The following is a 26,824-nucleotide window of genomic DNA, read 5'->3' as shown; positions in this document are numbered from 1 at the left end:
CACGTGAACGCCACCACCACTGTCGACCCCGCCGTCGACCCTGCGCTCGTCGACGCCGTCGACGTCGCCCGCGCGGCGCTGCTCGAGGAGGTGCCGGCCGACCAGGTCGGCGAGCACCTGACCTCGTACGTCGAGCAGGAGGGCGCGCTCACCCACGTCTTCGCCTCCACCCACCCCGGATACGTCGGGTGGGAGTGGGCCGTCACCATCGCCGGTGGCGACGGACGGATCACCGTCGACGAGGTCGTCCTGCTGCCCGGTGGCTCCGCCATCGTCGCCCCGCCGTGGGTGCCCTACAAGGAGCGCCTGCAGCCCGGCGACCTCTCGCCCGGTGACCTCCTGCCGGTCGACGACGACGACCCGCGCCTGGTCCCCACCTACCTGGTGGGCGAGGAGACCGGCGAGGTCGACCGCGCCCAGATCAAGGGCGTCGCCGCCGACCTGGGCCTGGGGCGGGTGCGCACCCTCTCCGTCGAGGGCCTCGACCTGGCTGCCCAGCGCTGGCACGACGGCGACGGCGGCCCCGAGCCCCGATCGCCAAGTCGGCGCCGGAGTCCTGCTGGTCCTGCGGCTTCCTGGTGCGCCTGTCGGGCTCGCTCTCGGAGATGTTCGGCGTCTGTGCCAACGGCAACGCCAACGACGACGGCCGCGTCGTGACGTACGACCACGGGTGCGGCGCGCACTCCGAGGTCAAGCTCGCGCGCAAGCAGCAGCCCGCGCCCGTGCCGGAGCACGCGTTCGACAGCTTCTCCGTCGACCTCGAGACCTTCTGAGCCGCTGAACGTGGCCCGCGCGCTCAGCGTGCGCGGCGTCGCCCGCCCCCGCCACCGCCGCGAGGGGCCGGCGTACGGGTGAGCTCGCCGCGGGCGCGGCGGCGTCGGCAGTGGTCGATGCCGAGGAGGCCGAGCCCCAACCCGGCCATGCAGGTCCACAGCCACCACAGGCGACCGCTCTCGGCGAGCGAGGACCAGAAGGGCAGCAGGCCGACGAAGGCCACCGCCCACAGGGCGGTCCCGATCTCGACGGTGCGTATGCCGTCGACGTCGAGGGGCTGCACCTCAGCCACGTTGAAGAGCCCGTGGTCAGGCTTCTGCTCGTCGCGCACACGAGCAACCTACCAACCGGGCGGACCCGGTCCCGTCCAGCCTCAGTACACCCAGCAGCCAAACGGCGTGGCAGGATCAGCCCCCGTGACCAACAACGTCGACTCCCCAGCGAAGGCTGCTCCCAGTGGCCTCGACCGCTTCTTCAAGATCACCGAGCGCGGCTCGACCGTCGGCCAGGAGCTCCGAGGTGGCCTGGTCACCTTCCTGACCATGGCGTACATCCTCGTGCTCAACCCGATCATCCTGTCGGGCAAGCCGGACATCAACGGCGACGAGCTGAGCTTCGCCGCGGTGGCGGCCGGCACGGCCCTGGTGGCCGGTGTCCTCACCATCCTGATGGGCGTGGTGGCCAACTTCCCGATGGCGTTGGCCGCGGGTCTGGGCCTCAACGCCTTCGTGGCCTTCACCCTCGCCAACCAGATGACCTGGGCCGACGCCATGGGCCTGGTGGTCATCGAGGGCCTGGTGATCCTGGCGCTGGTGCTGACGGGCTTCCGCGAGGCGGTCTTCACCGCCGTCCCCGCCGCACTCAAGGTGGCGATCTCGGTCGGTATCGGCCTCTTCATCACCCTGATCGGGCTGGTCGACTCCGGCTTCGTCTCCAAGTTCGGCGGCACCCCGCTCAACCTCGGGTTCTACGGCAACCTCCAGGGCTGGCCGGTCTTCGTCTTCTGCTTCGGCCTCGTGCTGATGATCGCGCTCTTCGTGCGCCAGGTCCGTGGCGCGTTGCTGATCTCCATCGCCGTCACGACCCTGGTCGCGATCGTCGTGCAGAAGTTCGCCAACCTGGGCAACCACGTCATCGACGAGAAGTCCGGTGCGCTCGTCACCCCGGGCTGGAGCCTCAACATCCCCGAGCTGCCCAGCGACGTCGTGCGGATGCCCGACTTCGGCCTGCTCGGTGAGTTCAACCTGCTCGGCTCCTGGGAGAACCTCGGCGTCGTCACCGTCTTCCTGCTGATCTTCACCCTGCTGCTCACCGACTTCTTCGACACCATGGGCACGATGACCGCGGTGGGTGCCGAGGCCGGCCTCAACGACGCCGACGGCGTCCCGCCGAACACCCGTCGCATCCTGGTGATCGACTCCGTGGCCGCCGTCGCCGGTGGTGCCGGATCGGTCTCCTCCAACACCTCGTTCATCGAGTCGACCTCGGGTGTCGCCGAGGGTGCACGCACGGGCCTGTCGGCCGTCGTCACCGGCGTGCTCTTCCTGCTGGCCATCTTCCTGGCGCCGATCGTCGAGATCGTCCCCTCGGAGGCGGCCGTTCCCGCCCTGGTGGTCGTCGGCTTCCTGATGATGCAGCAGGTCAAGCAGATCGACTGGGACACATGGAGATCGCCGTCCCGGCGTTCCTCACCATCGTCCTGATGCCGTTCACCTACTCGATCTCGGCCGGCATCGGCGCAGGCTTCCTTGCCTACGTCCTGATCAAGGTGGTCCGCGGCAAGGTGCGTGAGGTGCACGCCCTGATGTGGGTCATCGCGGCGCTCTTCATCATCTACTCGCTATCTCGCCGATCACCGCCTGGATCAACTGAGTCACGCACACCTCCGAAGGCCCGTCGCGCAGCAGCGCGACGGGCCTTCGTGCGTCCGGAGGGAATACTTAGCGAAGGTAATGACTTGGGGTGAGCAGATGAGCACGCACGACGACTCCACAGCCTTGGCGGCCGACCTCCGGTGGGCCGTGATGTGGCTGCGCCGACGCCTCGCCCGCGAGCGTCACCCCGACAACCAGGTCTCCATCCCTGCGATGTCGGTGCTGGCCGCCCTCAACCGGCGCGGCGACCTGACCCTGGGGGAGCTGGCCGCGTGGGAGCGGGTCCAGCCTCCGTCGATGACCCGCACCGTCAAGTGCCTCGAGCAGGACGGGCACGTCGTACGCAGCCCGCACCCCACCGACGGCCGGGTCGCCGTGGTCTCGCTGACCGACTCCGGGCGCGCCGTGCTGGCCGCCGACCGCGACCGGCGTGACGCCTGGCTCGCCCACCGGCTCGCCGACCTCACCCCTGACGAACGGGACGCCCTGCGCCGGGCCACCCCGATCCTCCAACGACTGGCGCAGGAAGACTGACCACCTGACTTGAGCCCCACGTTCCGATCACTCGCCAACCCCAACTACCGCCTCTACGCAGCCGGCGGCGTCGTCTCCAACGTCGGCACCTGGATGCAGCGCGTCGCCCAGGACTGGCTGGTCCTGCTGCTGAGCGGCAACAGTGCCGCCGCGCTCGGCATCACCACCGGCCTGCAGTTCCTGCCGTTCCTGCTGCTGGGCCCCTTCGCCGGGCTGCTCGCCGACCGGCTGCCCAAGCGCCGTGTGCTGCAGCTGACCAACATCTCGATGGCGGTCCCGGCGCTGGCGCTCGGCGTGCTGGCCGTCACCGGCACCGCGGAGATCTGGCACGTCTACGTCCTGGCACTCGTGCTGGGCATCGCCTCGGCGTTCGGCTCCCCGGCCCGGCACGCGTTCGTCTCGGAGATGGTCGAGCCGGAGGACCTGACCAACGCGGTGGGCCTCAACTCGGCCTCGTTCAACGCGGCGCGCCTGGTCGGCCCGGGCCTGGCCGGCGTGCTGATCGCCGGACTCGGCGGGGGAGAGGTGGCCACGGGCTGGGTCATCCTGGTCAACGCGCTGACCTACGCGGCGCCGGTGCTGACGTTGCAGCGGCTCGACGCCTCGCGCCTGGCCGTGCCGGCGCCGGTCGCCGCCAAGGGGCTCCGGGCGGTGCGGGAGGGGATCGGCTACGTACGCCGTCGCTCCGACCTGCTGCTGGTGCTCGCGGTGGTCTTCTTCGCCGGCACCTTCGGGCTCAACTTCCAGATGACCTCGGCACTGATGGCCACGGAGGTCTTCGGCAAGGGGTCGACCGAGTACGGCCTGCTGGGCTCCTTCCTGGCGGTCGGTTCGCTCGCCGGCTCCCTGGTCGCCGCCCGCCGGGCCGAGTTCACGCTGCGTACGGTCGTCGTCTCGGCCGTGGTCTTCGGTGCGGCGGTGACGGTCGCGGGCGCGCTGCCGACCTACACGACCTTCGCCCTGATGTGCCCGGTGCTGGGCGTCACCGCGCTGACCCTCATCACCAGTGCCAACGGCTACATGCAGGTCAACACCCATGCCGAGGTGCGGGGGCGAGCGATGGCGCTCTACCTGATGGTGATGATGGGCGGCACGCCGCTGGGTGCACCGCTGCTCGGTTGGGTCGGCGAGGTGCTCGGCGCGCGGTGGACGCTGCTGCTCGGTGGGGGCGTCACGGTGGTCGGCGTGGTGGCTGCGGTGGGGGTACGCTGGCTCCTCCTCAGGCGTCCGGTACCTCGTTTTGACCCTGTTGTGGCGAACCGAGTAGCCTGAGTCCTCGTGTCTGGTATGCCCAGACCCATGCGCGCGCCCGGCCCTCTGGCCCGTGTGCCGCGCTTCTTCAAGGCACAGAGCAACAACGCATGACCCGAGCCCAGCACCGTGCAGGGCCGTGAGGAAAAGACAGAAGGGGAACCACCAGGTGCCCACCATTCAGCAGTTGGTCCGCAAGGGCCGCCAGGACAAGGTGTCCAAGAACAAGACGCCTGCCCTCAAGGGATCGCCGCAGCGCCGTGGCGTCTGCACGCGCGTCTACACCACCACCCCGAAGAAGCCGAACTCCGCCCTCCGCAAGGTCGCCCGTGTGCGCCTTTCGTCCGGCGTCGAGGTCACCGCTTACATCCCGGGTGTGGGCCACAACCTCCAGGAGCACTCGATCGTGCTCGTGCGCGGCGGTCGTGTGAAGGACCTTCCGGGTGTCCGTTACAAGATCATCCGCGGAACCCTCGACACCCAGGGTGTCAAGAACCGCAAGCAGGCTCGTAGCCGCTACGGCGCGAAGAAGGAGAAGAGCTGATGCCGCGCAAGGGTCCCGCCCCGAAGCGTCCGATCGTCGTCGACCCGGTCTACGGTTCGCAGATCGTCACCCAGCTGGTCAGCAAGGTCCTCCAGGACGGCAAGAAGCAGGTTGCCCAGCGCATCGTGTACTCCGCCCTCGAAGGCTGCCGTGAGAAGACCGGCACCGACCCCGTGCTGACCCTCAAGCGCGCGCTCGACAACGTCAAGCCCGCCCTCGAGGTCAAGTCCCGCCGCGTCGGTGGCGCCACCTACCAGGTGCCGATCGAGGTCAAGCCGAACCGCCAGACGACCCTGGCCCTGCGTTGGCTCGTGGGCTACGCCGCCGACCGTCGTGAGAAGACGATGGCCGAGCGCCTGATGAACGAGATCCTCGACGCGAGCAACGGCCTCGGCGCCGCTGTGAAGAAGCGCGAGGACACGCACAAGATGGCCGAGTCGAACAAGGCCTTCGCCCACTACCGCTGGTGACGTCGTGGGGCGTACGTAGCATGTGCTGCGTGCGCCCCGCTCCCACCAACCGCCGACTTCCTAAGGAACTGACTTTCAGTGGCCGTTGAAATCACCACGGACCTCACCAAGGTTCGCAACATCGGCATCATGGCGCACATCGACGCCGGCAAGACCACCACGACCGAGCGCATCCTCTTCTACACCGGCATCAACTACAAGATCGGTGACACGCACGAGGGCTCCGCCACCATGGACTGGATGGAGCAGGAGCAGGAGCGTGGCATCACGATCACCTCCGCCGCCACCACGTGCTGGTGGAAGGACCACCAGATCAACATCATCGACACCCCCGGGCACGTCGACTTCACCGTCGAGGTGGAGCGTTCGCTCCGCGTCCTCGACGGCGCCGTCGCCGTCTTCGACGGTGTGGCCGGTGTCGAGCCGCAGTCGATGACCGTGTGGCGCCAGGCCAACAAGTACCAGGTCCCGCGCATGTGCTTCATCAACAAGCTCGACCGCACGGGTGCCGACTTCTACTTCGTGCTCCAGACGATCATCGACAAGCTCAACGCCACCCCGCTGGTGCTGCAGCTGCCGATCGGCGCCGAGGGTGACTTCATCGGTGTCGTCGACCTCGTCGAGATGCGTGCCCTGACCTGGCGCGGCGAGACCGTGCAGGGTGAGGACTACGTCGTCGAGGAGATCCCCGCGGACCTGGCCGACAAGCCGCCCGAGTACCGCGAGAAGCTCGTCGAGACCATCGCCGAGACCGACGACGAGCTCATGGAGCGCTACCTCGAGAACGGTGACGACTTCAGCGTCGCCGAGCTCAAGGCCGCCATCCGCAAGGCGACCCTCGCCGGTCTGCTCAACCCGATCCTCACCGGCACCGCGTTCAAGAACAAGGGCGTCCAGCCCCTGCTCGACGCCGTCGTCGACTACCTCCCCTCGCCCCTCGACATCGAGGCGATCGTCGGCCACAAGCCGAACGACGAGGAGACCGAGGTCCTGCGCCAGCCGGCCGACGACGAGCCGCTCGCCGCGCTCGCGTTCAAGATCGCTGCCGACCCGCACCTGGGCAAGCTGACCTTCGTCCGCGTCTACTCGGGCAAGCTCGAGGCCGGTTCGACCGTGCTCAACTCGAGCAACGGCCGCAAGGAGCGCATCGGCAAGGTCTACCAGATGCACGCCAACAAGCGTGAGGAGATCGCGTCGGTCGGTGCCGGTCAGATCGTGGCCGTCATGGGTCTCAAGGACACCAAGACCGGTCACACGCTGTCCGACAACGCGAAGCCCGTCGTGCTCGAGTCGATGACCTTCCCTGCTCCGGTGATCGAGGTCGCCATCGAGCCCAAGACGAAGGGCGACCAGGAGAAGCTGGGCACCGCGATCCAGCGCCTCTCCGACGAGGACCCGACCTTCACCGTCAAGACCGACGAGGAGACCGGCCAGACCATCATCGCCGGTATGGGCGAGCTCCACCTCGAGGTCCTGGTCGACCGCATGAAGCGTGAGTTCCGCGTCGAGGCCACCGTCGGCAAGCCGCAGGTCGCCTACCGCGAGACCATCCGCCGCAAGGTGGAGAACCACGGCTACACCCACAAGAAGCAGACCGGTGGTTCGGGTCAGTTCGCCAAGATCGTCATGACGATCGAGCCGAACATCGACCCCGAGACCGGCCTGGGTGCGGGCTACGAGTTCGTCAACGCCGTCAGCGGTGGTCGCGTCCCGAAGGAGTACATCCCCTCGGTCGACCAGGGTGCCCAGGAGGCCATGCAGTTCGGCGTCAAGGCCGGCTTCCCGATGGTCGACGTGAAGGTGACCCTCGAGGACGGCGCCTACCACGACGTCGACTCCTCGGAGCTCGCGTTCAAGATCGCCGGTCTGCAGGGCTTCAAGGAGGCCGCGCAGAAGGCACAGGCCGTGCTGCTCGAGCCGATGTTCGCCGTCGACGTGACCACGCCGGACTCGTTCCTCGGCACCGTCATCGGCGACCTGAACTCGCGCCGTGGCCAGATCCGCGCGCAGGAGACGATCCACGGCGACATCGTCGTGAGCGCCCTTGTGCCGCTCTCCGAGATGTTCGGGTACGTTGGCGACCTGAGGTCCAAGACCTCTGGCCAGGCCTCGTACTCGATGGAGTTCGACTCGTACGCCGAGGTTCCTTCGAACATCGCCGACGAGATCATCAAGAAGGTTCGCGGCGAGTGACCTCGCCCGGATCCTCGGCTGCACCAAACCCCATCACGAGTCAAGTAACAACAACAGGAGGAGCCCACAGTGGCTAAGGCGAAGTTCGAGCGGACCAAGCCGCACGTCAACATCGGCACCATCGGTCACATCGACCACGGAAAGACGACGCTGACCGCGGCGATTTCCAAGGTGCTGCACGACACCTACCCGGACCTGAACGAGGCGTCGCCGTTCGACTCCATCGACAAGGCCCCCGAAGAGCGTCAGCGTGGTATCACGATCTCGATCGCTCACATCGAGTACCAGACCGAGGCGCGTCACTACGCCCACGTCGACTGCCCGGGTCACGCCGACTACATCAAGAACATGATCACCGGTGCTGCCCAGATGGACGGCGCGATCCTGGTGGTTGCCGCGACTGACGGCCCCATGCCGCAGACCCGTGAGCACGTTCTCCTGGCCCGCCAGGTCGGCGTCCCGGCCATGGTCGTCGCGCTCAATAAGTGCGACATGGTCGACGACGAGGAGCTCATCGAGCTCGTCGAGATGGAGGTGCGCGAGCTCCTCAACGAGTACGAGTTCCCGGGCGACGACGTCCCGGTCGTTCGTATCGCTGCCTTCCCGGCGCTGAACGGCGACGAGAAGTGGGCCGACTCGATCCGCGAGCTCATGAAGGCTGTCGACGAGTACATCCCGCAGCCCGAGCGCGACACCGACAAGCCCTTCCTCATGCCCGTCGAGGACGTCTTCACGATCACCGGTCGTGGAACCGTCATCACCGGTCGCATCGAGCGCGGCATCGTCAAGGTGAACGAGGAGGTCGAGATCATCGGCATCCGCGACACCTCGCAGAAGACCACCGTCACCGGTGTCGAGATGTTCCGCAAGCTGCTCGACGAGGGCCAGGCTGGTGAGAACGTCGGTCTGCTCCTCCGCGGCACCAAGCGCGAGGACGTCGAGCGCGGCATGGTCGTCGTGAAGCCGGGTACCACCACCCCGCACACCGACTTCGAGGCCTCGGTCTACATCCTGTCGAAGGAGGAGGGTGGCCGTCACACCCCGTTCTTCAACAACTACCGCCCGCAGTTCTACTTCCGTACGACGGACGTGACCGGCGTCGTGACCCTCCCCGAGGGCACCGAGATGGTCATGCCCGGCGACAACACGGAGATGACTGTCGAGCTCATCCAGCCCATCGCCATGGACGAGAACCTCAAGTTCTCGATCCGCGAGGGTGGCCGCACCGTTGGTGCCGGCCGCGTCACCAAGATCATCAAGTGACGCTCTGATTCACCTGCTGCGGCCCCGGACCACTGGTCCGGGGCCGCAGTGCATTTCACGCCCCGTCCCCGGTTGGGTCGACGGGGATCCGGCGTCCTACCCTGACCGGGTGACTTCAGAACAGTTGACCGCCGCTCGGGTCGAGGCTGCTGCCGAGGTGCTGGCCGACATCGTGCACACCACACCCCTCGAGCACTCCCCGCGCCTCAGCCAGCTGGTGGGCGCGCCTGTCCTGCTGAAGCGCGAGAACCGCCAGATCGCCCGGTCGTACAAGGTCCGCGGCGCCTACCACTCGATCCAGGCCCTGGACGCCGACGAGCGGGCGCGCGGCGTCGTCTGCGCCTCCGCCGGCAACCACGCCCAGGGCGTGGCCTGGTCGTGCGCGCGCCTGGGCATCAAGGGGCGCATCTACGTGCCCAGCAACACCCCGCGCCAGAAGCGGCAGCGCATCCTCGCCCTCGGCGGCCCGGACGTCGAGCTCGTCGTGACCGGGTCGACGTACGACGAGGCCGGGCACGCCGCCCACGCGCACGCCGAGAGCACCGGCGCGGTCTTCATCCACCCCTTCGACGCCCCCGCCACCATCCTCGGCCAGGGCTCGGTGGCGGTGGAGGTCATGCAGCAGGCCGCCGAGGCGGGGCTCGAGGTCAGCACCGTCGTCGTCCCGCTCGGCGGTGGCGGCCTCGTCTCCGGGATGGCGACCTGGCTCAAGGAGCGCCACCCCGACGTCCGCATCGTCGGCGTCGAGCCCGCAGGCGCGGCCAGCATGACCGCCGCGCTGGCCGCCGGCGGCCCCGTCACCCTGCCCAGCGTCGACACCTTCGTCGACGGCGCCGCGGTCGGCACGGTCGGGGCACTGACGTACGAGGTCGTGCGCGACCTGGTCGACGAGGTCGTCACCGTGCCCGAGGGCGCGATCTGCACCGAGATGCTCGAGCTCTACCAGGTCGACGGCATCATCACCGAGCCCGCCGGCGCCCTGGCCAGCACCTACGCGCTGACCCTGGCCGGCACCCTGCCGGCCGACCAGGCCGTCGTCTGCGTCGTCTCCGGCGGCAACAACGACGTCAGCCGCTACGCCGAGATCGTGGAGCGCTCGCTGCTCCACGAGGGCCTGCGCCACTACTTCATGGTGACCTTCCCCCAGGAGCCCGGCGCCCTGCGCTACTTCCTGGAGAAGGTGCTCAGCGAGGGCGAGGACATCGTCCTGTTCGAGTACGTGAAGAAGAACAACCGGGAGACCGGCCCCGCACTGGTCGGCATCGAGCTCGACCAGGCCGACCGGATCACCGGCCTGCTGGAGCGCATGGAGGTCAGCCCGATGCAGATCGAGCAGGTGCCCCCGGGCTCGCCGCTCTTCACGTTCTTCCTCTGACCTCCCGTAGTCTGGCTCCTCGTGTCTGACTCCGTACGCCCCGCTCGCCCGCACTTCAAGCTGACCGACGACGGTCGCCCGATGCGTGAGGTGCTCAGCTACACCCGACGCGGTGCCCGCTTCACCCCTCGCCAGGCCGAGGCGTGGGAGGCCCACGCCGAGGGCTGGGTGATCCCGGACGAGGCCGTCGACGCCCCCGACTTCGACCTCACCTCCTGGTTCGGCCGCGAGGCGCCGCTGGTCGTCGAGATCGGCCCGGGCGTGGGGGAGGCGACCGCGGCGCTGGCGGCCGCCCGTCCCGAGGTCAACGTGCTGGCGCTGGAGGTCTGGGTGCCGGGCGTGGCCGACAGCCTGTGGCGGGTCGCGGAGGCCGGTGCCGAGAACGTCCGCTTCTGCTCCGTTGACGCGGCGTGGCTGGTCGAGCACCTGCTCGCCCCGGGCGGGGTCCACGAGATCTGGACCTTCTTCCCCGACCCGTGGCACAAGAAGAAGCACAACAAGCGCCGCCTGATCACCCCCGGCTTCGCCCACGTCGCCGCCGAGCGGCTGGAGGTCGGCGGCCTGTGGCGGCTGGCCACCGACTGGGCGCCCTACGCTGAGCAGATGCTCGAGGTCCTGGACGCCGAGCCGCTGCTCACCGGCGGTGTCGTGCCCCGCTGGGACGCCCGGCCGGTCACCAAGTTCGAGCGCAAGGGCCTGGCCAAGGACCGCGTCATCACGGACCTGACCTACCGCCGCGTCTGAGCCTCAGCCGCCGATGGCGGCCGCGTTGAGCCGGTCGCGGACGGCCTGCTCGCGCCGCAGCCGCGCGAGGTCGCGCTCGCGCCGCTCCGCCATCACGGCGACCAAGTAGGCCTCCGGGTGCGTGCCCGGCGGCGGAGGCGGGGCGACGTACGCCTGCACCTGCGCGACGAGCGCCGTGCCGGTGGCCATCCGGGCCTGCGGCGTCAGGCTGGCGCCGCGGGCGAGGAACTGGCGTACGCCCAGGGTCACTGCCGTCGGCAGCGGCGCGAGGTCGGCGGACCGCGCCCACGTCGCCAGTTCCGGCGGCATGGTCGGGGGAGTGGGCAGCACCAGGCGGGAGCGGTCCCGGACCACGTAGGTGCCGGCGGCGAAGTCGCCGAGCCGCTTGCCGCGCGAGTTGCAGAGCACGGCCAGCAGCGCCGGGGCGCCACCGAAGAGGTAGATCTCGACGACGCCCACCAGGGCGCGGACGAAGGCGTGCTGGGCGGTGACGGGCCCCGCGTCCTCGCGCACCACGCGCAGCCCCATCATCCACTTGCCAGCCGAGCGCCCGCGGGTCAGCGTCTCGATCGTCGTCGGCACCACGAGCAGCGACACGATCGAGACCGAGACCACCGCGACGTGCACCAGCGCCTCGCTGAGGTTGACCGAGGCCAGCAGGAAGAGGAAGTCGCAGACCACGAGGACGAGGCCGACCACGACCACGTCGATCAGCCCGGAGACGAGTCGTACGCCGATGCCGGCGGCGGGCAGGTCGATGGCGACCGCCTCACCGGTGACGGTGTCGTCCAGGGTGAGGGCCGCGTGCCCGGGGTTCGTCGACATGGCAGCCCCAGCATAGGGGCGGCCCTAGGGTGGTGCCGTGGATCTGGACGCGTACGTGGTGGCCCACCGGGCGGAGTGGGAGAGGCTCGACGCGTTGACCCGTCGCCGGGGACTCAGCGGTGCGGAGGCAGACGAGCTCGCGGAGCTCTACCAGCAGGTCGGCACCCACCTCTCGGCCGTGCGGGCGCAGGCCCCCGACCCGGCGCTGGTGCAGCACCTGTCGGTGCTGCTCGCCAACGCACGCACCCGGGCGTTGGCCTCGCGCACCTCCACCGCCGCCGGCTTCCTGCGCTTCTTCACCCACCGCTTCCCGGCGGCGCTCTACCGGCTGCGGTTCTGGTGGCTGGGGGCGCTGGTCGGCAACGTGGTGGTGGCCGGCCTGATGATGTGGTGGCTCTTCCACCACCCGACGGTCGAGCAGTCCCTGATGAGCCAGCAGCAGATCGACGACCTGGTCTCCCACGACTTCGAGGACTACTACTCCGAGTCGGCCTCCTCCCACTTCGCCGCCCAGGTGTGGGTCAACAACGCCTGGGTCTCCGCTCTCTGCATCGCGCTGGGGATCCTCGGGCTGCCCGTCTTCTGGCTGCTCTTCCAGAACATCGCCAACCTCGCGGTGATCGGCGCGATCATGCACCGCTACGACCACGGCGCGCACTTCTGGGGGCTGCTGCTGCCGCACGGCCTGCTGGAGCTGACGGCCGTCTTCGTCGCCGCCGGCACCGGGCTGCGCCTCTTCTGGTCGTGGATCGAGCCCGGCGACCTCACTCGCGCCCGCTCGATCGCGCGGGAGGGCCGCACGGCCGCCACCATCGCCCTGGGGCTGGTGGTGGTGCTCCTGGTCAGCGGCGTGGTCGAGGGGTTCGTGACGCCCTCGGGGCTGCCCACGTGGGCCCGTCTGGCCATCGGCGTCGCGGCCGAGGTCGTCTTCCTCGCCTACGTCTTCGTCGTCGGCCGCAGGGCCGTCGCCGAGGGGGAGGACGGCGACATCGACGCCCGCCACCTGGAGGACCGGGTGGCCAGCCGGGCCTGAGGCCGCCACCCAGCGCGGTCAGGGAGCGGGAGCTCAGAGCAGGCCGCGCGACTTCAACGTGAGGTAGTGGTCGGCCAGTGCCGGGGGCAGCTCCTCGGCGTCGACGTCGAGCACGTCGACGCCGAGCGCCCGCAGCATCCGCTCGGTGTGCGTACGTCGTGCCAGCACCTGCTCGGCCGCGACCGCTGTCCACACCGACTCCGCGTCGGTGACCTCGCGCGCCGTGCGCACCAGCTCGGGGTTGCGCACCGAGGCCACCACCACCCGGTGGTGACGGGTGAGCGGCCCGAGCACCGGGAGCAGGCCGAGCTCCACGGCGGAGGGCTCCAGCGGCGTGAGCAGCACGACCAGGGCCCGATGGCGCCCCAGCCCGGTGACGGCCGAGGCCAGCGAGTGCCAGTCGGCCTCCACGATCTCGGGGTGCACGTCGGTCAGGGCGCGGGCGACCTCGCCGGTCGCCCCGGGGCCGGAGGTGCGCAGGCGACGGCGTACGACGCGGTCCCCGGCCACCATGTCGACCCGGTCGCCGGCGCGCGAGGCGAGCGCGGTGAGCAGCTGGGCCGCCTCCATCGCCGCGTCCAGGCGTGGCACGTCGTCGACCCTCGCCGCGGAGGTCCGGGAGGTGTCGAGGACCACCACGACGCGTCGGTCGCGCTCGGGCTGCCAGGTGCGGACCACCACGTTGCGGGCGCGCGAGGAGGCCCGCCAGTCGATGGAGCGCACGTCGTCGCCGCGTACGTAGTCGCGCAGCGAGTCGAACTCCGTGCCCGCGCCGCGCACCCGGACCGCCGAGCGCCCGTCGAGGTCGCGCAGCCGGGCCAGCCGCGACGGCAGGTGCTTGCGGGAGTCGAAGCGGGGCAGCGACCGGAGCTCGCCCGGCACCTCGCGGGTCTGCTGGCGCGCCGCCAGCCCCAGCGGCCCGAGCAGTCGGACGGTCACGCCCACCGGGCGCAGCGTGCCGCGTCGGGTGGGCCGCAGTGCGGTCGTGAGCAGCACCCGGTCATTCGGGGCCAGCGCGATGCGGTGCCGGTTGTCGACGTCGCCCGCGGTCGGTTGCCAGGCGTCCCGGAGCACCCCGCGGGCCCGTCGGGTGCCGCGGTGCGTGACCAGCAGCGTCGTCGAGGTCTCCTCGCCGTGCCGGGCTGCGCCCAGCGGACGACGCTCCACCTCGAGCGACGCCGGCGCCGGCGCCAGGGCGAGGTCGACCACCACCGCCAGCACCACCAACGTGAGCCAGAGCCAGACCGTGAGCGCCTCCGGGCGCACCAGCACCGGCCCCAGTCCAGCAGGAGGAGCAGAGGGACGCGTCCGGTCAGGGTCATCGGGGCACCGGCACCGACCCCACCGCGCTCGCCAGCACGGCGGAGGCGTCGACGCCCTCGAGCTCGGCCTCGGGGCGCAGGGTGAGGCGGTGGACGAGCGTCGCCTGGGCCAACGCCTTCACGTCGTCGGGGGTCACGAAGTCGCGTCCGTTGAGCCACGCCCACGCGCGGGCGGCCCGCATCAGGGCCGTCGCGCCACGCGGCGAGACGCCGGTCTGCAGCGAGGGGGAGCGGCGGGTCGCCCGCGCGATGTCGACGACGTAGGCCACCACCTCGGGCGAGACCGTCACCGACGCGGCCCCGGCCGCCGCGGCCTGCAGGTCGTCGGCGCCGGCCACCGGTCGTACGCCGGCAGCCGCGAGGTCTCGCGGGTCGAAGCCCGCGGCGTGTCGGGTGAGGATCTCCAGCTCGGCGTCACGCTCGGGCACCGGGAGCACCATCTTGAGCAGGAAGCGGTCGAGCTGGGCCTCGGGCAACGGGTAGGTGCCCTCGTACTCGACGGGGTTCTGGGTGGCGGCCACCAGGAAGGGGCGGGGGAGCGGACGGGTGACGCCGTCGACGGAGACCTGTCCCTCCTCCATCGCCTCGAGCAGCGCCGACTGCGTCTTCGGGGGTGTCCGGTTGATCTCGTCGGCGAGCAGCAGGTGGGTGAAGACCGGGCCCTCGCGGAAGGTCAGCTCGGTGCGGGCACCGTCGGGGGACTGGCTGACCACCATCGAGCCGGTGATGTCGCCGGGCATCAGGTCGGGGGTGAACTGCACCCGGCGGGTGTCCACCGAGAGCGCCTGCGCGAGCGCGCGCACCAGCAGGGTCTTCGCGACGCCGGGCACGCCCTCCATGAGCACGTGACCGCCGCACAGCAGGGCGACGAGCAGCCCGGAGACGGCGGCGTCCTGGCCGACGACCACCTTGGCGACCTCGCTGCGCACCTGGGTGAGGCGCTCCCGTGCCTGGTGCTGGGCCTGCTGCGGGTCCTGCTGCTGGGCCTGCTGCTGGTCGTCGATCATCGTGTGCGTACCTCTTCGGTGAGTGCGGCGAGCTCCTGGGCCAGGCGGACCAGGGCGGAGTCTGACGTGGGGGCGGGGGAGTCGGGGGAGAGCAGCGTCTCGACCTCCGGCACCGGACGGGCCAGGCGGCGACTGGTCTCGGCGCAGAGCAGCGTCACCTCGTCGGGCGGCACCTGGAGGTGCTGGCCGATCCGGCGCCGGGTCGCGGTGCGGAGCACGGAGGCGGCGTGGGTGCGGTCACCGGCGCGTTGCTGCAGGCGCCCACGCCCGACGGTCGACTCGATGGCACGCACCGGGACGGGCAGCGGCTCCACGGCCAGCGGGCCCAGGCGGCGTGCCCGCCACAGCACCAGGGCGGTGCCCGAGAGCGCGACCAGCCACAGCGCCGGGCCGAGCCACGGTGGCAGGGCCTCGGCCAGCCCGCCGACCTCCGAGGGGTCGAGGTCACGCAGGTCGGGGACGTACCAGACGAGCTGGTCGGTCGCGCCCAGCAGCGCCAGCGCCACCGCGGCGTTGCCCGAGGTGGTGACCCGGGCGTTGCTGAGCAGCTCGGCCGCGCCGAGCAGGCGCACCCCGTCGACGTCGGCGACCAGGGCGCCGTCGTCGACTTCGAAGCACCCGTCGCCGGGGTAGGCGTACGCGTCGTCGACCTGCAGGTGCAGGCCGCTGAGGCGCGGGTCGTCGCACCTCGCCGCGACGGGGCGCGGGAGCTCGGTACGGATCGGGTCGCGGTCGGTGAGGAGGGCGGCGACCGTGGGAGGGGGCGCCGCCACGACGACGCGCCCGTCGGCGGCGTGCTCCCGCAGGTGGGTCACGGTGCTCGGGCCGAGCTGGTCGCTGGAGGTGACCACGACGGTCGTGCTGCTCCCGACGGCGACCGCGTCGAGGGCGTCACGGCCGCGGATCACCACGACCTCCACCCCCTCGGCGGCCAGGACACGTGCCACTGCCTGGGCGCCGTCGGGGGACGGGTTGTGGGGGTCGAGCGGCGCCGTGGTGCGGGCGTCGCCCTGGCGCAGCAGCGCGGCGGCCAGGACGGTGAGCACGACCACGGCGCCGATGAGCCAGCCGGCGCGGGTCCCACGCGGCCTCACCGGGCCACCCCCGAGCGGCCGGCGAGCCGGTCGTCGAGGTCGAGCAGCGTACGCGCCTGCTCGGCCGTGGCGGGGTGCTCGCCGTAGAGCGCCACGTCGAAGAGGGCCGCAGCCTCCCGCACGGCTGTCGCGTGCGCCGGCAGCGCCTCGGCGAGCATCTCGCCCACCTCGTGGGCCGTGGCCCCGGGCACGTCGTCGATGCGGCGGCGCTCCACCTGGCGCACGGCCAGGGCGCGGTACGCCTCCACGACGGCGGTCGTGGCGTCGCCCGAGTCCAACGCGGCCTCGGCCCGGGCGCGCAGCTCGGCGGCGTCCACCTGGTCGACCAGCAACGCCGAGGGGGGAGCCGCAGTGACCGTGCCCGAGCGGCGCCACCGGCTGAGGACCAGCCCCACCGCGAGCACGAGCAGGAAGAGCACGACGACGATCGCCAGGAAGGCGAGGAGCGGGACCTCGACGGCGTCACCGAGGAGTGAGGAGAAGAGGTCCTCCAGCCACCGCGTCGCCCGACCGAGCAGGTCGGAGTCCTGGTACTCGGGGCGCAGGAGCTCACGGCGCAGCAGGTCACGGGCATCGTCCTCGCCGGGGCCCGCGCCGGTCACGAGCGTCACGACAGGGGTCACGCCGAGGTGGACCGGGTGATGAGCTCGACGTCGTACGCCTCGTGCCGCATCCGCAGGTCGAGGTGGAGCAGTGCGGCGACAGCCGCCATCACCGGGACGGTCAGGGAGGTGGTGACCACCAGGGTGAGCGCCTGGAGGCCGAGCATGACCGCGACGCCGGTCGCCTCCGAGGCTCCGGCCAAGGCAGGGACGACGGCCAGCAGGCTGAGCGGCACCGAGATCACCGAGGCGGCGACCTGCACCAGGACCGTCACCAGCAGCATGATCCCCAGCACGCGCCAGAAGTGGCCCCGGGCCAGGCGCGACCCGCGGGAGATGGCGGCCACGGGGCCGAGGCCCTCCACGGCCAGGGCGGGCGTCGCCAGCGTGTAGACCTTCACGACGTACCAGGCGTAGGCAGCCAGCATCACCGGCAGGCCGAGGAGGAAGACGATCAGGGCGCTGCCGAACATCCCCCCGAGGGCGAAGAGCGTGACGAGGACGGCCAGCACGAGGAGGGGGAGCGTGCCGATCAGGCCGAGCAGCAGCGCCAGCCCCAACAGCCGGCCGCGCTGGCCACGGGTCGCCGCCCAGGCCTGGGCGAGCGTGAGGGTGCGGCCGAGCGCTGCTGCCTGCACCGTGTGCGCGACCATGGCTGCGACGTACGTCCCCCCCAGGCTGAGCAGCAGCAGGCCGGCGAGCCAGGACACCCCGGTCGCCACCAGCCCGACGACGTCGGCGTCGCTGACGAAGACCTCCTCCTCGGCGAGCAGCGCGTCCAGGTTGCCGTTGAGCCCGAAGACCAGGCTCACGACCGAGGGCACCACGACCGCGAGGGCGCCGAGCAGCGTGCTGGCGCCGATGGTGGCGCCGGCGTTGATCCGGATGATCTTGACGGAGGCGTCGAGCACGTCGCCCAGGCCCAGCGGGCGCAGCGGCACCGCGCCGGGCTTGTGCACCGCCTGGCGGGTGCCCAGCTGCGGAGGCTGCGGGGGGAGCTGCTGCGGGTAGGACTGCTGCTGCGGGTAGGACTGAGGTCCGTAGGTCGGCGGGAGCCCGTACGCCGGTGGCGCGGGCGTCGTCCCCGGAGGAGCCCAGCCCGCAGGATTGGTGTTCGGGGCCCCGGGTGGGGGAGTCTGTTCTGGTCCGACCATGGCGCAATCCAAGCAGGTCGGACCGCTTGCCACTCCCGGATCGTCGACCACGCGGGACGATTTGGAACTTGGCGGAGAGATCTGTCAAGATTGGCAAGTTGCTCCGGCGGGTGCCGGGGTGCGTCAACACCCTTGACTACTGAATCGCGTCTCCCGATGGCTCGCCATCGTGTGTCTGGACTCGGTGGTCGTGTGTGCTGAAGCACCACTCCTGAGTTGTCAGGCCGAGACCCGATCCGATTCCGACGAACCGTCGGATGCCACAGTCCACAACTCAATCCCTGGTCAGTTGTCCTCACATGAGCGACACGCCCGACCGCGGGGGTCGAGAAGCGGAGTGGTGAGAGACAGGCGGTGCGGACTCACCCGAGACCGTGTCGAGAGAACAGACCAGGACGCGGCACCTTCCGGGGTGCGAGAGTAAGGACGAGAGAGACCTATGGCGGGACAGAAGATCCGCATCAGGCTCAAGGCCTATGACCACGAGGTGATCGACACCTCGGCGCGCAAGATCGTGGACACCGTCACCCGTACGGGTGCAAAGGTCGCCGGCCCCGTGCCGCTGCCGACCGAGAAGAACGTGTACTGCGTCATTCGCTCGCCCCACAAGTACAAGGACTCGCGCGAGCACTTCGAGATGCGCACGCACAAGCGCCTCATCGACATCATCGACCCCACGCCGAAGACTGTCGACTCGCTCATGCGTCTCGACCTGCCTGCCGGTGTCGACATCGAGATCAAGCTCTGAGGTCCACTGAGATGACTTTCGAACGAAACGTGAAGGGCCTGCTGGGCACCAAGCTCGGCATGACCCAGCTCTGGGACGAGAACAACAAGCTCATCCCCGTGACCGTCGTGGCCGCGACCACCAACGTCGTCACCCAGGTCCGCCAGCCCGAGACGGACGGCTACAACGCCATCCAGGTCGGCTTCGGCGAGATCGAGGCGCGCAAGGTCAACAAGCCCGAGGCCGGCCACTTCGCCAAGGCCGGCGTGACGCCGCGCCGCCACGTCGTGGAGATCCGCACCGCTGACGCCGCCACCTACTCGGTGGGCCAGGAGCTGGCCGTCGACACCTTCGCCGCTGGCGAGGAGATCGACGTCACCGGCACCAGCAAGGGCAAGGGCTTCGCCGGAACCATGAAGCGTCACGGCTTCTCCGGCGTCGGCGCCTCCCACGGTGCTCACCGCAACCACCGCAAGCCGGGCTCGATCGGCGCCTGCGCCACCCCGGGTCGCGTCTTCAAGGGCACCCGCATGTCCGGCCGCATGGGTAACGACACCGTCACCACCCAGAACGTGACCGTGCACGCAGTGGACGTCGAGAAGGGCCTGATCCTGCTCAAGGGCGCTGTCCCGGGCAACAAGGGTGGTCTCGTGGTGCTGCGTTCCGCCGCCAAGAAGACCCAGGAGGCCTGATCCACATGGCTACCAAGACCGTGAAGGTTGACCTTCCCGCCGAGATCTTCGACGTCGAGGTCAACGTCCCGATGATCCACCAGGTCGTCGTCGCCCAGCAGGCTGCTGCCCGCCAGGGAACGCACAAGACCAAGACCCGCGCCGAGGTGCGTGGTGGTGGACGCAAGCCGTACAAGCAGAAGGGCACCGGCCGCGCGCGCCAGGGCTCGACCCGCGCGCCGCAGTTCGCCGGCGGTGGCACCGTCCACGGCCCGCAGCCGCGTGACTACTCGCAGCGCACCCCCAAGAAGATGAAGGCTGCCGCTCTCCGTGGCGCCCTGTCCGACCGGGCGCGCAACGGCCGCATCCACGTGGTCGACTCCCTGGTGTCGGGCGACAAGCCCTCCACCAAGGCCGCGATCACCGCGCTGTCCGCCCTGACCGAGCGCAGCCGCTACCTGGTCGTGCTCGAGCGCAGCGACTCCCTGACCTGGCTCTCGCTCCGCAACGCCCCGCAGGTGCACATCGTCGCCGTCGACCAGCTCAACACGTACGACGTGCTGGCTTCCGACGACGTGGTCTTCACCCAGGGTGCGTACGACGTGTTCGTCGCCAGCAAGTCGAAGACCTCCGAGGAGGGCACCAAGTGAGCACGCTCCACAAGGACCACCGCGACGTCCTGCTCGCGCCGGTCGTGTCCGAGAAGAGCTACAGCCTTCTCGACGCGAACAAGTACACGTTCGTCGTGCACCCGGACGCGAACAAGACCGAGATCAAGATCGCGGTCGAGAAGATCTTCGGCGTCAAGGTCACCTCGGTGAACACGCTGAACCGTCAGGGCAAGACCCGTCGCACGCGCGCCGGTCTGGGCAAGCGCAAGGACACCAAGCGCGCCATCGTCAGCCTCGCTGAGGGTCACCGGATCGACATCTTCGGAGGTCCGGTCTCCTGACCGGGTCGACGAAGGCGAAGAAATAGGACATAGACAATGGCTATCCGCAAGTACAAGCCGACCACCCCGGGCCGTCGTGGCTCCTCGGTGGCCGACTTCGTCGAGATCACCCGGACCACGCCGGAGAAGTCGCTGACCCGCCCCCTTCCGAAGAAGGGCGGCCGCAACAACCAGGGACGCATCACCACGCGTCACCAGGGTGGCGGCCACAAGCGGGCCTACCGCATCATCGACTTCCGTCGCTACGACAAGGACGGCGTGCCGGCGAAGGTCGCTCACATCGAGTACGACCCCAACCGCACCGCGCGCATCGCGCTGCTGCACTACGCCGACGGCGAGAAGCGCTACATCGTGGCGCCGAAGGACCTCGGCCAGGGCACGGTCATCGAGAGCGGCCCCAACGCCGACATCAAGCCGGGCAACAACCTGCCGCTGCGCAACATCCCCGTCGGTACCACGATCCACTGCGTGGAGCTCCGCCCCGGCGGTGGCGCCAAGCTGGCTCGTTCCGCCGGAAACTCGGCCCAGCTGGTCGCCCGTGAGGGCACCAAGGCCACCCTGCGTCTCCCCTCGGGCGAGATGCGCTACGTCGACGTGCGCTGCCGCGCCACCGTCGGCGAGGTGGGCAACGCCGAGCAGTCGAACATCAACTGGGGCAAGGCCGGCCGCATGCGGTGGAAGGGCAAGCGCCCGACCGTCCGTGGTGTCGTGATGAACCCGGTCGACCACCCGCACGGTGGTGGTGAGGGCAAGACGTCCGGTGGACGTCACCCCGTCTCCCCGTGGGGCAAGCCCGAGGGTCGCACCCGCAAGCGCAAGGCCAGCGACTCCCAGATCATCCGTCGCCGCAAGTCCGGCAAGGGTAGGAAGTAACTGAGATGCCTCGTAGCCTGAAGAAGGGCCCCTTCATCGACGGCCACCTCCTCAAGAAGGTGGAAGCCGAGAACGAGAAGGGCACCCAGAACGTCATCAAGACCTGGTCGCGCCGTTCGATGATCCTGCCGAACATGATCGGTCACACGATCGCCGTGCACGACGGTCGCAAGCACGTCCCCGTCTTCGTGACCGACTCGATGGTCGGCCACAAGCTGGGCGAGTTCGCCCCGACCCGCACCTACCGCGGGCACGTGAAGGAAGACCGGAAGGGTCGCCGCCGCTGACGCGGCGCGAACCAGGAACTGGAGATAACGAGCAATGAGCGTTACTGAGCGCGTGCGCACCAGCGCCCGCCGCGAGTCGCTGCTCGGCGACCAGCCGGGCGCCTTCGCGAGCGCGCGATTCGTGCGAATCACCCCGATGAAGGCCCGCCGTGTCGTCGACATGGTCCGCGGTCTTCCCGTCGACGAGGCCCTGGCCCTGCTGCAGTTCGCGCCGCAGGCCGCCTCGGAGACCGTCTACAAGGTGCTCGAGAGCGCCATCGCCAACGCCGAGACCACGGAGGGCCTGAAGAAGGCCGACCTGGTCGTCTCGGTCGCGATGGTCGACGAGGGCCCCACCATGAAGCGCTGGCGTCCGCGTGCGCAGGGTCGTGCGACCCGCATCAACAAGCGCACCAGCCACATCACCCTGGTCGTCCAGCCGGCTGATGTCGCCACGAACGGAAAGGGTGCCTGATGGGCCAGAAGATCAACCCGAACGGCTTCCGTCTCGGCATCAGCACTGACCACAAGTCGCGCTGGTACGCAGACAAGCTGTACAAGTCGTACGTCGGTGAGGACGTCGCGATCCGCAAACTGCTCTCCAAGGGCATGGAGCGGGCCGGCATCTCCAAGGTCGAGATCGAGCGCACCCGTGACCGCGTGCGTGTGGACATCCACACCGCTCGTCCCGGCATCGTCATCGGTCGCCGTGGCGCCGAGGCCGACCGCATCCGCGGCGAGCTCGAGAAGCTCACCGGCAAGCAGGTGCAGCTGAACATCCTCGAAGTCAAGAACCCCGAGATCGACGCGCAGCTGGTCGCCCAGGGCGTGGCCGAGCAGCTCTCCGGTCGTGTGCAGTTCCGCCGTGCCATGCGCAAGGCGATGCAGACCGCGATGCGTTCCGGTGCCAAGGGCATCCGGATCCAGTGCTCGGGCCGCCTCAACGGCGCCGAGATGTCGCGTACGGAGTTCTACCGCGAGGGTCGCGTGCCGCTGCACACCCTGCGTGCGGACATCGACTACGGCTTCTACGAGGCCCGCACCACCTTCGGCCGCATCGGCGTGAAGGTGTGGATCTACAAGGGTGAGGTGTCCGGCTCCCGTGCCGAGCGCCAGGCCCAGCAGGCTGCTCGCGCCGGTGCCCCGGGTCGCGGCGGACGTCCGTCCCGTGGCGGCGACCGTCCCAACCGTGGCTCGCGCGGCGACCGTGCTCCCCGCAACGAGGCCCCCGCGGCCGCCGAGGCTGCTCCGGCTGCCGAGGCTCCGGCCGCTGAGGCTGCTTCCACCGGACAGGAGGGCTGAGTTCCATGTTGATGCCCCGTCGTGTCAAGCACCGCAAGCAGCACCACCCCAAGCGGACCGGTGTTGCCAAGGGTGGCACGAAGCTCGCCTTCGGCGACTTCGGCATCCAGGCGGTCGAGGGTCACTACGTCACCAACCGCCAGATCGAGTCCGCGCGTATCGCGATGACCCGTCACATCAAGCGTGGTGGAAAGGTCTGGATCAACATCTACCCGGACCGCCCGCTGACCAAGAAGCCCGCCGAGACCCGCATGGGTTCCGGTAAGGGTTCGCCCGAGTGGTGGGTGGCTAACGTCAAGCCCGGCCGCGTCATGTTCGAACTTTCCGGTGTTTCCGAGGAGGTTGCTCGCGAGGCCATGCGTCGCGCGATGCACAAGCTCCCCATGAAGTGCCGGTTCATCTCCCGCGAGGCTGGTGAATTCTGATGAGCGACAAGTTGAGCGCAACCGCGCTGGACGACCTGAACGCTGGTGACCTCGAGGCCAAGCTGCGTGAGGCCAAGGAGGAGCTGTTCAACCTCCGGTTCCAGGCTGCCACCGGCCAGCTGGAGAACAACTCCCGCCTGCGCACGGTCAAGAAGGACATTGCCCGGATCTACACCGTGGTGCGTGAGCGCGAGCTCGGTATTCGTACGGCTCCGGGTGCCGAGAAGAAGGAAGAGGCCACCGCATGAGTGACCGCAACGCCCGCAAGGTCCGCGAGGGCCTGGTCGTCAGCGACAAGATGGACAAGACCATCACCGTCGCCGTCGAGGACCGTGTGAAGCACGCGCTCTACGGCAAGGTCATGCGTCGGACCTCGAAGCTGAAGGCCCACGACGAGAACAACGAGTGCGGCATCGGCGACCGGGTCCTCATCATGGAGACCCGCCCGCTGTCCGCGACCAAGCGCTGGCGCCTGGTCGAGGTCCTCGAGAAGGCCAAGTGACCTTTCGCCCTCGGCGAACCACGATTTCCAACCACTAGTTCGGCAAGGCTCGCCGCCTGAGAGGGCGGCGAGAACCGGCTCGACATCCAGGAGAAACCAATGATCCAGCAGGAGTCGCGACTCAGTGTCGCCGACAACACCGGTGCTAAGGAGATCCTCTGCATCCGTGTTCTCGGTGGCTCGGGTCGTCGCTACGCCGGTATCGGCGACGTGATCGTCGCCACCGTCAAGGACGCCAACCCGGGCGGCAACGTCAAGAAGGGCGACGTCGTCAAGGCTGTCGTCGTGCGCACCAAGAAGGAGCGCCGCCGTCCGGACGGTTCGTACATCCGCTTCGACGAGAACGCTGCCGTCATCCTCAAGAACGACGGTGAGCCCCGTGGAACCCGCATCTTCGGCCCCGTGGGCCGCGAGCTGCGCGAGAAGAAGTTCATGAAGATCATCTCGCTCGCGCCGGAGGTGCTGTGATGGCTAAGAAGGCACCCAGCGTGAACATCAAGAAGGGCGACACCGTCAAGGTCATCGCCGGCAAGGACAAGGGCGCCACCGGCAAGGTGATCCAGTGCTCCGCGAGGAGCAGCGGGTGATCGTCGAGGGTGTGAACCGCATCAAGCGCCACACCAAGGTCGTCAACGACGGTTCGGGCAACACCGGCGGCATCATCACCGCCGAGGCTCCCATCCACGTCTCCAACGTCATGCTCGTCGAGGGTGACGGCGTGACCCGCGTCGGTTTCCGCCGCGACACGGTCACCAAGCGCAGCGGCACCGGTGCTGAGTACACCGCTGAGCGCAGCGTCCGCATCTCGCGCAAGACCGGGAAGGAGATCTGAGATGGCTGAGACCCCCCGTCTGAAGACTCGTTACCGCGAGGAGATCATCCCCGCGCTGAAGTCCGAGTTCGACATCGCCAACATCATGCAGGTCCCCGGTCTGACGAAGATCGTGGTCAACATGGGTGTCGGCGAGGCCGCTCGTGACTCCAAGCTGATCGAGGGTGCCATCAAGGACCTGACCGCCATCACCGGTCAGAAGCCCATGGTCACCAAGGCCCGCAAGTCCATCGCGCAGTTCAAGCTCCGCGAGGGCATGCCGATCGGCGCGCACGTCACGCTGCGCGGCGACCGCATGTGGGAGTTCCTGGACCGCCTGCTGTCCCTGGCCCTGCCCCGAATCCGCGACTTCCGCGGCCTCAACGGCAACCAGTTCGACGGCCGTGGCAACTACACCTTCGGTTTGACCGAGCAGGTCATGTTCCACGAGATCGACCAGGACCGCATCGACCGCGTCCGTGGCATGGACATCACTGTCGTCACCACGGCCACCAACGACGCCGAGGGTCGCGCCCTGCTCAAGCAGCTCGGCTTCCCGTTCAAGGAGAACTGACATGGCGAAGACTGCTCTGAAGGTGAAGGCGGCTCGCAAGCCGAAGTTCGCTGTGCGCGGCTACACCCGTTGCCAGCGTTGTGGTCGACCGAAGGCGGTCTACCGCAAGTTCGGCCTGTGCCGCATCTGCCTGCGTGAGATGGCGCACCGTGGCGAGCTGCCCGGCGTGACCAAGTCCTCCTGGTGACCACCCTCTAGACCAACAACCGCTGAAGGTCGGCTCCACCCTCGGGTAGGGGTCGAAACCACAGAGAGAAAGGGCCTGACCGGCCATGACCATGACTGACCCGATCGCAGACATGTTGACTCGTCTGCGCAACGCCAACCAGGCGTACCACGACGCGGTGTCGATGCCCTACAGCAAGCTGAAGGCCGGCGTCGCCGAGATCCTCAAGCAGGAGGGTTACATCACCTCCTTCGACGTCACCGAGCCCGGTGAGGGCGAGGTGGGCAAGACCCTGCACATCACCCTGAAGTACGGCCGCAACCGCGAGCGTTCCATCGCTGGCGTGCGCCGCATCTCCAAGCCCGGCCTCCGTGTCTACGCCAAGTCCTCGGCCCTGCCGAAGGTGCTCGGCGGACTCGGCGTCGCGATCATCTCGACGTCGCAGGGGCTGCTGACCGACCGCCAGGCCAACCAGAAGGGCGTGGGCGGCGAAGTCCTCGCCTACGTCTGGTGACGACGAGACCTGAGAGGAATTAAGCAATGTCGCGTATTGGCAAGCTCCCGATCACGGTTCCGTCCGGCGTGGACGTGCAGATCGACGGCGACCTGGTGACGGTCAAGGGCCCCAAGGGCACCCTGAACCACACCATCCCCGCGCCCATCACCATCGAGAAGGGTGAGGACGGCGTGCTGGAGGTCAAGCGTCCGAACGACGAGCGCACCGCTCGCTCGCTGCACGGTCTGACCCGCACCCTGATCAACAACATGGTGGTCGGCGTCACCGACGGCTACGAGAAGAAGCTCGAGATCGTCGGCGTGGGTTACCGCGTCCTGCCCAAGGGCCCGACGCAGCTCGAGTTCCAGCTCGGCTACTCGCACCCGATCATCTTCGACGCCCCCGAAGGCATCACCTTCACCACGGACGGCCCGACCAAGCTCGGCGTCCAGGGCATCGACAAGCAGGCCGTCGGTGAGACGGCCGCAAAGATCCGCAAGCTCCGCAAGCCCGAGCCGTACAAGGGCAAGGGCGTGCGTTACGCCGGCGAGCAGGTCCGCCGCAAGGTCGGAAAGGCTGGTAAGTGATCCATGGCTATCTCGCTGTCGAACAACAAGCACACCGCTAACCGCGTTCGTTCGCGCCTGCGTCGTCAGATGCGCGGTCGCAAGAAGATCGCGGGCACCGCTGAGCGCCCCCGTCTGGTCGTGACCCGTTCCGCCAAGCACATCTCCGTGCAGGTGGTCGACGACCAGGTCGGCAAGACGCTGGCGTACGCCTCCACCATGGAGGCGGACGTCCGCTCGGTCGCCGGTGACAAGACTGAGAAGTCGAAGAAGGTCGGGCAGCTCGTCGCCGAGCGCGCCAAGGCTGCCGGTGTCGAGCAGGTCGTCTTCGACCGTGCCGGCAACAAGTACCACGGTCGCATCGCGGCCCTGGCCGACGCCGCCCGCGAGGGCGGCCTGGCGTTCTGATCGCCGGACCAGAGAAGGAAGAGGAA

At 69.2% G+C, this 26,824-nt stretch carries 35 protein-coding genes and 2 pseudogenes; 30 read left to right on the top strand and 7 right to left on the bottom strand.

What is annotated here, in order from left to right; genetic code table 11:
* Nucleotides 1-3 precede the first annotated feature (3 nt).
* Nucleotides 4-632: pseudogene (locus tag E2C04_RS14075) on the top strand (DUF3027 domain-containing protein); the annotation flags it as partial.
* Nucleotides 633-796: 164 nt separating this feature from the next.
* On the opposite strand, the gene E2C04_RS14070 reads toward E2C04_RS14075, so the two are convergent.
* Nucleotides 797-1,105, bottom strand: coding sequence for a DUF2530 domain-containing protein (locus E2C04_RS14070; RefSeq protein ID WP_229721570.1), 309 nt, complete (start codon nt 1,103-1,105; stop codon nt 797-799).
* Nucleotides 1,106-1,190: 85 nt separating this feature from the next.
* Between E2C04_RS14070 and E2C04_RS14065 the strand changes: the two genes are divergently transcribed.
* The 10 genes from E2C04_RS14065 to trmB all read left to right on the top strand — a co-directional run bounded on the left by E2C04_RS14065 (nt 1,191) and on the right by trmB (nt 11,022).
* The gene (locus tag E2C04_RS14065; protein ID WP_338088774.1) at nt 1,191-2,477 is read left to right on the top strand and encodes an NCS2 family permease; all 1,287 of its coding nucleotides are present in this window, start codon (nt 1,191-1,193) and stop codon (nt 2,475-2,477) included.
* Nucleotides 2,438-2,740, top strand: a complete 303-nt coding sequence (locus E2C04_RS21605) for a hypothetical protein (protein WP_338088773.1) — start codon at nt 2,438-2,440, stop codon at nt 2,738-2,740. Before E2C04_RS14065 ends, E2C04_RS21605 begins: the two co-directional genes overlap by 40 nt.
* A gap of 4 nt (nt 2,741-2,744) precedes the next feature.
* On the top strand, nt 2,745-3,182 hold the full coding sequence (locus E2C04_RS14060; RefSeq protein WP_135833066.1) for a MarR family winged helix-turn-helix transcriptional regulator: 438 nt from the start codon (nt 2,745-2,747) through the stop codon (nt 3,180-3,182).
* Between the two features lie 9 nt (nt 3,183-3,191).
* A complete protein-coding gene (locus tag E2C04_RS14055; protein WP_135833065.1) occupies nt 3,192-4,454 on the top strand; it encodes an MFS transporter in 1,263 nt (420 codons plus the stop codon).
* A 148-nt stretch (nt 4,455-4,602) separates the two neighbouring features.
* Complete coding sequence (gene rpsL, locus E2C04_RS14050; protein WP_011757353.1) at nt 4,603-4,977, top strand: 30S ribosomal protein S12; 375 nt, start codon at nt 4,603-4,605, stop codon at nt 4,975-4,977.
* A complete protein-coding gene (gene rpsG, locus E2C04_RS14045) occupies nt 4,977-5,447 on the top strand; it encodes a 30S ribosomal protein S7 (protein WP_135833064.1) in 471 nt (156 codons plus the stop codon). The genes rpsL and rpsG overlap by 1 nt, the downstream gene beginning before the upstream one ends.
* Before the next feature lie 78 nt (nt 5,448-5,525).
* The gene (fusA, locus tag E2C04_RS14040) at nt 5,526-7,640 is read left to right on the top strand and encodes an elongation factor G (protein ID WP_135833063.1); all 2,115 of its coding nucleotides are present in this window, start codon (nt 5,526-5,528) and stop codon (nt 7,638-7,640) included.
* Between the two features lie 69 nt (nt 7,641-7,709).
* Entirely contained in the window at nt 7,710-8,903 is a 1,194-nt protein-coding gene (tuf, locus tag E2C04_RS14035; protein ID WP_135833062.1) for an elongation factor Tu, read from the top strand.
* A gap of 109 nt (nt 8,904-9,012) precedes the next feature.
* Nucleotides 9,013-10,278 (top strand): threonine ammonia-lyase IlvA, encoded by a 1,266-nt coding sequence (gene ilvA, locus E2C04_RS14030; RefSeq protein ID WP_202977803.1) that lies wholly within the window; start codon nt 9,013-9,015, stop codon nt 10,276-10,278.
* Nucleotides 10,279-10,299: 21 nt separating this feature from the next.
* Complete coding sequence (gene trmB / locus E2C04_RS14025) at nt 10,300-11,022, top strand: tRNA (guanosine(46)-N7)-methyltransferase TrmB (protein ID WP_229721572.1); 723 nt, start codon at nt 10,300-10,302, stop codon at nt 11,020-11,022.
* A 3-nt stretch (nt 11,023-11,025) separates the two neighbouring features.
* On the opposite strand, the gene E2C04_RS14020 is transcribed toward trmB, so the two are convergent.
* Nucleotides 11,026-11,847, bottom strand: a complete 822-nt coding sequence (locus E2C04_RS14020; RefSeq protein WP_135833061.1) for an RDD family protein — start codon at nt 11,845-11,847, stop codon at nt 11,026-11,028.
* 37 nt (nt 11,848-11,884) lie between these two features.
* Here E2C04_RS14020 and E2C04_RS14015 point away from each other — a divergent pair, with 37 nt between their 5' ends.
* Nucleotides 11,885-12,880 (top strand): stage II sporulation protein M, encoded by a 996-nt coding sequence (locus E2C04_RS14015; protein WP_135833060.1) that lies wholly within the window; start codon nt 11,885-11,887, stop codon nt 12,878-12,880.
* Between the two features lie 33 nt (nt 12,881-12,913).
* On the opposite strand, the gene E2C04_RS14010 is transcribed toward E2C04_RS14015, so the two are convergent.
* Genes E2C04_RS14010 through E2C04_RS13990 form a run of 5 tightly spaced genes read right to left on the bottom strand, consistent with a single transcriptional unit; the run spans nt 12,914 to nt 18,059 of the window.
* Nucleotides 12,914-14,152, bottom strand: coding sequence for a DUF58 domain-containing protein (locus E2C04_RS14010; RefSeq protein WP_238694308.1), 1,239 nt, complete (start codon nt 14,150-14,152; stop codon nt 12,914-12,916).
* A 46-nt stretch (nt 14,153-14,198) separates the two neighbouring features.
* Entirely contained in the window at nt 14,199-15,209 is a 1,011-nt protein-coding gene (locus E2C04_RS14005) for an AAA family ATPase (RefSeq protein WP_135833059.1), read from the bottom strand.
* Nucleotides 15,206-16,303, bottom strand: a complete 1,098-nt coding sequence (locus tag E2C04_RS14000) for a DUF4350 domain-containing protein (RefSeq protein ID WP_135833058.1) — start codon at nt 16,301-16,303, stop codon at nt 15,206-15,208. Before E2C04_RS14000 ends, E2C04_RS14005 begins: the two co-directional genes overlap by 4 nt.
* On the bottom strand, nt 16,300-16,926 hold the full coding sequence (locus E2C04_RS13995) for a DUF4129 domain-containing protein (RefSeq protein ID WP_135833057.1): 627 nt from the start codon (nt 16,924-16,926) through the stop codon (nt 16,300-16,302). The genes E2C04_RS14000 and E2C04_RS13995 overlap by 4 nt, the downstream gene beginning before the upstream one ends.
* Nucleotides 16,923-18,059, bottom strand: a complete 1,137-nt coding sequence (locus E2C04_RS13990) for a hypothetical protein (RefSeq protein ID WP_135833056.1) — start codon at nt 18,057-18,059, stop codon at nt 16,923-16,925. Before E2C04_RS13990 ends, E2C04_RS13995 begins: the two co-directional genes overlap by 4 nt.
* Before the next feature lie 439 nt (nt 18,060-18,498).
* Here E2C04_RS13990 and rpsJ point away from each other — a divergent pair, with 439 nt between their 5' ends.
* The 18 genes and pseudogenes from rpsJ to rplR all read left to right on the top strand — a co-directional run bounded on the left by rpsJ (nt 18,499) and on the right by rplR (nt 26,798).
* The gene (rpsJ, locus tag E2C04_RS13985) at nt 18,499-18,807 is read left to right on the top strand and encodes a 30S ribosomal protein S10 (protein ID WP_008360994.1); all 309 of its coding nucleotides are present in this window, start codon (nt 18,499-18,501) and stop codon (nt 18,805-18,807) included.
* Between the two features lie 11 nt (nt 18,808-18,818).
* Entirely contained in the window at nt 18,819-19,478 is a 660-nt protein-coding gene (gene rplC / locus E2C04_RS13980; RefSeq protein WP_135833055.1) for a 50S ribosomal protein L3, read from the top strand.
* 5 nt (nt 19,479-19,483) lie between these two features.
* Entirely contained in the window at nt 19,484-20,107 is a 624-nt protein-coding gene (rplD, locus tag E2C04_RS13975; protein ID WP_135833054.1) for a 50S ribosomal protein L4, sunset domain variant, read from the top strand.
* Entirely contained in the window at nt 20,104-20,409 is a 306-nt protein-coding gene (gene rplW / locus E2C04_RS13970) for a 50S ribosomal protein L23 (protein ID WP_135833053.1), read from the top strand. Before rplD ends, rplW begins: the two co-directional genes overlap by 4 nt.
* 36 nt (nt 20,410-20,445) lie before the next feature.
* Nucleotides 20,446-21,282, top strand: a complete 837-nt coding sequence (gene rplB / locus E2C04_RS13965) for a 50S ribosomal protein L2 (RefSeq protein ID WP_135833052.1) — start codon at nt 20,446-20,448, stop codon at nt 21,280-21,282.
* A gap of 5 nt (nt 21,283-21,287) precedes the next feature.
* A complete protein-coding gene (gene rpsS / locus E2C04_RS13960) occupies nt 21,288-21,569 on the top strand; it encodes a 30S ribosomal protein S19 (RefSeq protein WP_135833051.1) in 282 nt (93 codons plus the stop codon).
* 34 nt (nt 21,570-21,603) lie between these two features.
* On the top strand, nt 21,604-22,023 hold the full coding sequence (gene rplV / locus E2C04_RS13955) for a 50S ribosomal protein L22 (protein ID WP_135833050.1): 420 nt from the start codon (nt 21,604-21,606) through the stop codon (nt 22,021-22,023).
* Entirely contained in the window at nt 22,023-22,850 is an 828-nt protein-coding gene (gene rpsC, locus E2C04_RS13950) for a 30S ribosomal protein S3 (protein WP_135833049.1), read from the top strand. The genes rplV and rpsC overlap by 1 nt, the downstream gene beginning before the upstream one ends.
* A 5-nt stretch (nt 22,851-22,855) precedes the next feature.
* Entirely contained in the window at nt 22,856-23,275 is a 420-nt protein-coding gene (rplP, locus tag E2C04_RS13945) for a 50S ribosomal protein L16 (RefSeq protein ID WP_135833048.1), read from the top strand.
* Entirely contained in the window at nt 23,275-23,523 is a 249-nt protein-coding gene (gene rpmC / locus E2C04_RS13940; RefSeq protein ID WP_135833047.1) for a 50S ribosomal protein L29, read from the top strand. Before rplP ends, rpmC begins: the two co-directional genes overlap by 1 nt.
* Nucleotides 23,520-23,777 (top strand): 30S ribosomal protein S17, encoded by a 258-nt coding sequence (gene rpsQ / locus E2C04_RS13935; protein ID WP_135833046.1) that lies wholly within the window; start codon nt 23,520-23,522, stop codon nt 23,775-23,777. Before rpmC ends, rpsQ begins: the two co-directional genes overlap by 4 nt.
* A 99-nt stretch (nt 23,778-23,876) precedes the next feature.
* Nucleotides 23,877-24,245, top strand: coding sequence for a 50S ribosomal protein L14 (rplN, locus tag E2C04_RS13930; RefSeq protein ID WP_135833045.1), 369 nt, complete (start codon nt 23,877-23,879; stop codon nt 24,243-24,245).
* Nucleotides 24,245-24,609, top strand: a pseudogene (gene rplX / locus E2C04_RS13925) (50S ribosomal protein L24). The gene rplN and the pseudogene rplX overlap by 1 nt, the downstream one beginning before the upstream one ends.
* Before the next feature lies 1 nt (nt 24,610).
* Nucleotides 24,611-25,162, top strand: a complete 552-nt coding sequence (gene rplE / locus E2C04_RS13920) for a 50S ribosomal protein L5 (protein WP_135833044.1) — start codon at nt 24,611-24,613, stop codon at nt 25,160-25,162.
* Between the two features lies 1 nt (nt 25,163).
* Nucleotides 25,164-25,349: a type Z 30S ribosomal protein S14 gene (locus tag E2C04_RS13915; protein ID WP_011757321.1), complete on the top strand. Its 186-nt coding sequence runs from the start codon at nt 25,164-25,166 to the stop codon at nt 25,347-25,349.
* 85 nt (nt 25,350-25,434) lie between these two features.
* Nucleotides 25,435-25,842, top strand: coding sequence for a 30S ribosomal protein S8 (gene rpsH / locus E2C04_RS13910; RefSeq protein ID WP_135833043.1), 408 nt, complete (start codon nt 25,435-25,437; stop codon nt 25,840-25,842).
* Nucleotides 25,843-25,868: 26 nt separating this feature from the next.
* On the top strand, nt 25,869-26,411 hold the full coding sequence (gene rplF / locus E2C04_RS13905) for a 50S ribosomal protein L6 (protein ID WP_135833042.1): 543 nt from the start codon (nt 25,869-25,871) through the stop codon (nt 26,409-26,411).
* A 3-nt stretch (nt 26,412-26,414) separates the two neighbouring features.
* Nucleotides 26,415-26,798, top strand: coding sequence for a 50S ribosomal protein L18 (rplR, locus tag E2C04_RS13900; RefSeq protein WP_135833041.1), 384 nt, complete (start codon nt 26,415-26,417; stop codon nt 26,796-26,798).
* The last annotated feature ends 26 nt before the right edge of the window (nt 26,799-26,824 follow it).

This window comes from Nocardioides daphniae, assembly GCF_004777465.1.
Classification (GTDB): domain Bacteria; phylum Actinomycetota; class Actinomycetes; order Propionibacteriales; family Nocardioidaceae; genus Nocardioides; species Nocardioides daphniae.
Note: the sequence above shows the minus strand (reverse complement) of the source record. Positions and strands in the feature narration are given on the sequence as shown.

Bases quoted from the DNA above. Each gene is read 5' to 3' on its own strand.
- E2C04_RS21605 (WP_338088773.1), top strand. From the start codon at position 2,438: ATGGAGATCGCCGTCCCGGCGTTCCTCACCATCGTCCTGATGCCGTTC.
- E2C04_RS14060 (WP_135833066.1), top strand. From the start codon at position 2,745: ATGAGCACGCACGACGACTCCACAGCCTTGGCGGCCGACCTCCGGTGG.
- rpsG (WP_135833064.1), top strand. From the start codon at position 4,977: ATGCCGCGCAAGGGTCCCGCCCCGAAGCGTCCGATCGTCGTCGACCCG.
- E2C04_RS14020 (WP_135833061.1), bottom strand. From the start codon at position 11,847: ATGTCGACGAACCCCGGGCACGCGGCCCTCACCCTGGACGACACCGTC.
- E2C04_RS14005 (WP_135833059.1), bottom strand. From the start codon at position 15,209: ATGATCGACGACCAGCAGCAGGCCCAGCAGCAGGACCCGCAGCAGGCC.
- E2C04_RS13990 (WP_135833056.1), bottom strand. From the start codon at position 18,059: ATGGTCGGACCAGAACAGACTCCCCCACCCGGGGCCCCGAACACCAAT.
- rpsJ (WP_008360994.1), top strand. From the start codon at position 18,499: ATGGCGGGACAGAAGATCCGCATCAGGCTCAAGGCCTATGACCACGAG.
- rplC (WP_135833055.1), top strand. From the start codon at position 18,819: ATGACTTTCGAACGAAACGTGAAGGGCCTGCTGGGCACCAAGCTCGGC.
- rplD (WP_135833054.1), top strand. From the start codon at position 19,484: ATGGCTACCAAGACCGTGAAGGTTGACCTTCCCGCCGAGATCTTCGAC.
- rplB (WP_135833052.1), top strand. From the start codon at position 20,446: ATGGCTATCCGCAAGTACAAGCCGACCACCCCGGGCCGTCGTGGCTCC.
- rpsS (WP_135833051.1), top strand. From the start codon at position 21,288: ATGCCTCGTAGCCTGAAGAAGGGCCCCTTCATCGACGGCCACCTCCTC.
- rplV (WP_135833050.1), top strand. From the start codon at position 21,604: ATGAGCGTTACTGAGCGCGTGCGCACCAGCGCCCGCCGCGAGTCGCTG.
- rpsC (WP_135833049.1), top strand. From the start codon at position 22,023: ATGGGCCAGAAGATCAACCCGAACGGCTTCCGTCTCGGCATCAGCACT.
- rplP (WP_135833048.1), top strand. From the start codon at position 22,856: ATGTTGATGCCCCGTCGTGTCAAGCACCGCAAGCAGCACCACCCCAAG.
- rpmC (WP_135833047.1), top strand. From the start codon at position 23,275: ATGAGCGACAAGTTGAGCGCAACCGCGCTGGACGACCTGAACGCTGGT.
- rpsQ (WP_135833046.1), top strand. From the start codon at position 23,520: ATGAGTGACCGCAACGCCCGCAAGGTCCGCGAGGGCCTGGTCGTCAGC.
- rplN (WP_135833045.1), top strand. From the start codon at position 23,877: ATGATCCAGCAGGAGTCGCGACTCAGTGTCGCCGACAACACCGGTGCT.
- rplE (WP_135833044.1), top strand. From the start codon at position 24,611: ATGGCTGAGACCCCCCGTCTGAAGACTCGTTACCGCGAGGAGATCATC.
- E2C04_RS13915 (WP_011757321.1), top strand. From the start codon at position 25,164: ATGGCGAAGACTGCTCTGAAGGTGAAGGCGGCTCGCAAGCCGAAGTTC.
- rpsH (WP_135833043.1), top strand. From the start codon at position 25,435: ATGACCATGACTGACCCGATCGCAGACATGTTGACTCGTCTGCGCAAC.
- rplF (WP_135833042.1), top strand. From the start codon at position 25,869: ATGTCGCGTATTGGCAAGCTCCCGATCACGGTTCCGTCCGGCGTGGAC.
- rplR (WP_135833041.1), top strand. From the start codon at position 26,415: ATGGCTATCTCGCTGTCGAACAACAAGCACACCGCTAACCGCGTTCGT.